Annotated in this window: 5 protein-coding genes; 3 read left to right on the top strand and 2 right to left on the bottom strand. The window is 69.8% G+C overall.

From position 1 onward, the window contains the following. The 3 genes from DSP71_RS05165 to DSP71_RS05155 form a co-directional block, all read left to right on the top strand. The coding region (locus DSP71_RS05165; RefSeq protein ID WP_258546268.1) for a molybdopterin-dependent oxidoreductase at window positions 1-1,197 on the top strand (1,197 nt) is incomplete at its 5' end. Window positions 1,198-1,238: 41 nt separating this feature from the next. Beyond that, on the top strand, window positions 1,239-1,727 hold the full coding sequence (locus tag DSP71_RS05160; RefSeq protein ID WP_058632003.1) for a molybdenum cofactor biosynthesis protein B: 489 nt from the start codon (window positions 1,239-1,241) through the stop codon (window positions 1,725-1,727). After that, window positions 1,724-2,158: a molybdenum cofactor biosynthesis protein MoaE gene (locus DSP71_RS05155; RefSeq protein WP_113680551.1), complete on the top strand. Its 435-nt coding sequence runs from the start codon at window positions 1,724-1,726 to the stop codon at window positions 2,156-2,158. Before DSP71_RS05160 ends, DSP71_RS05155 begins: the two co-directional genes overlap by 4 nt. A 117-nt stretch (window positions 2,159-2,275) precedes the next feature. Here DSP71_RS05155 and DSP71_RS05150 read toward each other — a convergent pair whose 3' ends face one another. Together DSP71_RS05150 and moaC are read right to left on the bottom strand one after the other, a co-directional pair. Beyond that, window positions 2,276-2,509 carry a MoaD/ThiS family protein gene (locus DSP71_RS05150; protein WP_046746788.1) on the bottom strand — a complete coding sequence of 78 codons (234 nt, stop codon included), beginning with the start codon at window positions 2,507-2,509 and terminating at the stop codon, window positions 2,276-2,278. Then, window positions 2,506-3,018, bottom strand: coding sequence for a cyclic pyranopterin monophosphate synthase MoaC (gene moaC, locus DSP71_RS05145; RefSeq protein WP_046746789.1), 513 nt, complete (start codon window positions 3,016-3,018; stop codon window positions 2,506-2,508). Before moaC ends, DSP71_RS05150 begins: the two co-directional genes overlap by 4 nt. Window positions 3,019-3,042: the final 24 nt, after the last annotated feature.

Raw genomic sequence — 3,042 nt, 5'->3', positions numbered from 1 at the left:
ACCGCCGGGGCGCAAGCCGGCAGCACCGCCGGGGCGCAAGCCGCCGGTGCCCATGACTCCGGCGCGGTAATCGCCGAGCCGGAGGACGGCGGTGTCGGGCCGGCGGATGTCGAGCCCGCTCGACCCGGCATCGACCGACGCCGATTCTTCGTCCTCGCCGCGCTCGCCGGAGCATCCGCACTGGTCGTGGGGATCACGGCACGGACGGTGAGCATGGCCGTGTCATCGGTGGAGGCGATCCGCGGCGCGCTCAAGCTCCCCACCCCGAAGACCAGGGTCACGGTGCCGCAGGGTGCGGAGCTCGACATCCCGGGCCTCAGCAAGCTCTTCACCCCCAACAAGGACTTCTACCGCGTCGACACCGCGCTCACGGTCCCCTCGATCGACCCGGACACCTGGCGACTCGTGATCGACGGTATGGTCGACCAGCGCGTGGAGATGAGCTTCCAGGACCTCCTCGACATGGGCCTCGACGAGTACGCGATCACGCTCACCTGCGTGTCGAACGAGGTCGGCGGCGAGCTCGTCGGCAACGCGAAGTGGCTCGGAGTGCCGTTGCGCGACGTGTTGAAGAAGGCGGGCGTGAAATCCGGGGCCGACATGGTGCTCTCGCGCAGCGTCGACGGCTATACCGCGAGCACGCCGCTCTCGGCGCTCACCGACGACAACCTCGATGCGATCCTGGCGGTCGGCATGAACGGAGAGCCGCTGCCCCTCGAGCACGGCTTCCCGGTGCGGATGGTGGTGCCAGGGCTCTACGGCTACGTGTCGGCGACCAAGTGGCTCACCGAGCTGAAGGTCACGACCTTCGACAAGGACGAGGCGTACTGGACGCCCCGCGGGTACAGCGCAGAGGCCCCGATCAAGTTCGCCTCGCGCGTCGACACTCCCAAGATCGGGGAGGCGGTCGCGGCGGGGAAGATCCCGATCGCCGGTGTCGCCTGGGCCCAGTCGGTCGGGATCGAACGCGTCGAGGTCAGTATCGACAACGGTGACTGGATGCCGGCGACGCTGTCGGCTCCGATCAACGACGACACGTGGGTGCAGTGGTTCATGGAGTGGGATGCCACCCCCGGCACGCACTACGTCGCCGTGCGCGCGGTCAACAAGAACGGCGATCTGCAGATCGAGGAGCGCGCCCCCATCGCCCCGAACGGATCTTCGGGATGGCAGCGTTCGCTCATCCGGGTCAACTGAGTCCGGTGCACAGCCGGCCTCGCGGGCCTAGGGTGGGAGCCATGGGCCCGCTCCCCGCACTCGTGATCACGGTCTCCGACCGATCCTTCTCGGGAGAGCGTGAGGATCGGGGAGGCCCGATCGCGGTGGGGCTGCTGCGTGACGCGGGATGGCACTGCCCCGACGCCGAGATCGTGGCGGACGGAATCGATTCGGTGGCGGATGCCCTGCGCAGAGCCGTCGCCCGCGGTATCCGCCTGGTCGTGACCACCGGCGGTACCGGTGTCGGGCCGCGCGACCTGACGCCGGAGGGCACCCGCCGCGTGATCACCAGGGAGATCCCGGGGGTCGCGGAGGAGCTGCGTCGCAGCGGACTCGCCGACACCCCGCTCTCGATCTTGTCGCGCGGTCTCGCCGGCATCGTCGATCCCGCGGGGATGCTCGTGGTGAACCTGCCCGGATCCACGCGAGCCGTGGCCTCCGGCGTACCCGTGGTGCTCGGCGTCGCCGGGCACATCCTGGACCAGGTGGAGGGCGGAGACCACTCATGAACGACGTACGAATCGCTGCGGTGACGGAGGTGCGCCTCGACCTCGACGCGCACCTCGCCGCGGTCGAAGACCCTCGACTCGGCGCGGTGACCACCTTCGTCGGCCGGGTGCGCGACAACGACCCGGATGCCGAGACGCCGGTCGTCGGGCTGGAGTACAGCGCCCATCCCGATGCCGAAGCCGCGCTGCGAAGCATCGCTGCCGAAGCGGGGGCCGGATCCGAAGCCCCTGCCGTGGTGGCGGTGAGTCATCGCATCGGGCGGCTCGATGTGGGCGATGCGGCTGTCGTGATCGCGGTCGCCTCCGAACACCGTGCCGAGGCGTTCGAGGTGTGCCGAGCGGTCATCGAGGCGATCAAGAGCGACCTCCCCGTGTGGAAGCGTCAGCTCGAGGTCGACGGGACCTCGTCGTGGAAGGGCATCGGCGGCTGACTCCGTCGCGGCACTTGCATGAGCTTTTGACGTCTGCCGGAGGAAACGCCGCCCAGCGATCATGCAGGTGTCCCCTGGTCATGCATGTGACCAGCAGACGCGGCAGGTCGCGTGCGGTCAGCCGCCGGCGAAGGGCGGGAGAACGTCGATGAGCTCGGCGTCGTCGAGGGCGAGGTCGTCGTCGCTGCGCACTCCATCGACCATGACGGCGCAGCGCGGAAGGATGTCGGCCAGCGCCGGATGCTCGGCGACCACGGCGGTGCGCAGCGCGACGAGTGTCGTCTCCGCGCGCTCCTCGGAGTCGACACCGGCAGCCTCCGCGGCCGCGGCGAAGTAGCGCACCCGAGTCATCGGGCGTCTCCATCGGCGTGGGTCTCTCCGGGAGATGCTTCGCCGGGACGCACCCAGTCGCCGGAGCGCCCACCCGACTTCGCCACGATGCGCACGTCCTCGATCACCACGGCGCGGTCCATGCCCTTGATCATGTCGACGACCGCCAGAGCGGTGACCGACACGGCGGTGAGCGCCTCCATCTCCACACCGGTGCGATCGGCGGTGCCCACCGTGGCCTCGATGCGCACGCCGTCGTCGACGATCTCGAGGTCGACGCTCGCCCGGTGCACCCCGATCACGTGTGCCAGCGGCAGCAGCGCAGGGGTGGACTTGGCCGCCTGGATACCCGCGATGCGTGCCACGGCGAGCACGTCGCCCTTCGGCATCGTCCCGTCGCGCAGGGCGGCGATCACATCGGTGCTGCAGCGCACGAAGCCGCGGGCGGTGGCGGTGCGGACGGTCGGCTGCTTCGCGGTCACGTCGACCATGTGCGCGCGGCCGGCCGCGTCGAGGTGAGGGAAACTCATCCGACCAGCATGACATCGATCACG

Origin of the sequence: Microbacterium sp. H6, assembly GCF_003314775.1 — a bacterium.
Taxonomy (GTDB): Bacteria; Actinomycetota; Actinomycetes; order Actinomycetales; family Microbacteriaceae; genus Microbacterium; species Microbacterium oxydans.
The sequence above is the reverse complement of the archived record's forward strand: the minus strand, read 5'-3'. Positions and strand labels throughout refer to the sequence as shown.

Excerpts from the sequence above, each read along its gene's own strand:
- DSP71_RS05160 (WP_058632003.1), top strand. The coding sequence starts at position 1,239 with ATGGGCCCGCTCCCCGCACTCGTGATCACGGTCTCCGACCGATCCTTC.
- DSP71_RS05155 (WP_113680551.1), top strand. The coding sequence starts at position 1,724 with ATGAACGACGTACGAATCGCTGCGGTGACGGAGGTGCGCCTCGACCTC.
- DSP71_RS05150 (WP_046746788.1), bottom strand. The coding sequence starts at position 2,509 with ATGACTCGGGTGCGCTACTTCGCCGCGGCCGCGGAGGCTGCCGGTGTC.
- moaC (WP_046746789.1), bottom strand. The coding sequence starts at position 3,018 with ATGAGTTTCCCTCACCTCGACGCGGCCGGCCGCGCGCACATGGTCGAC.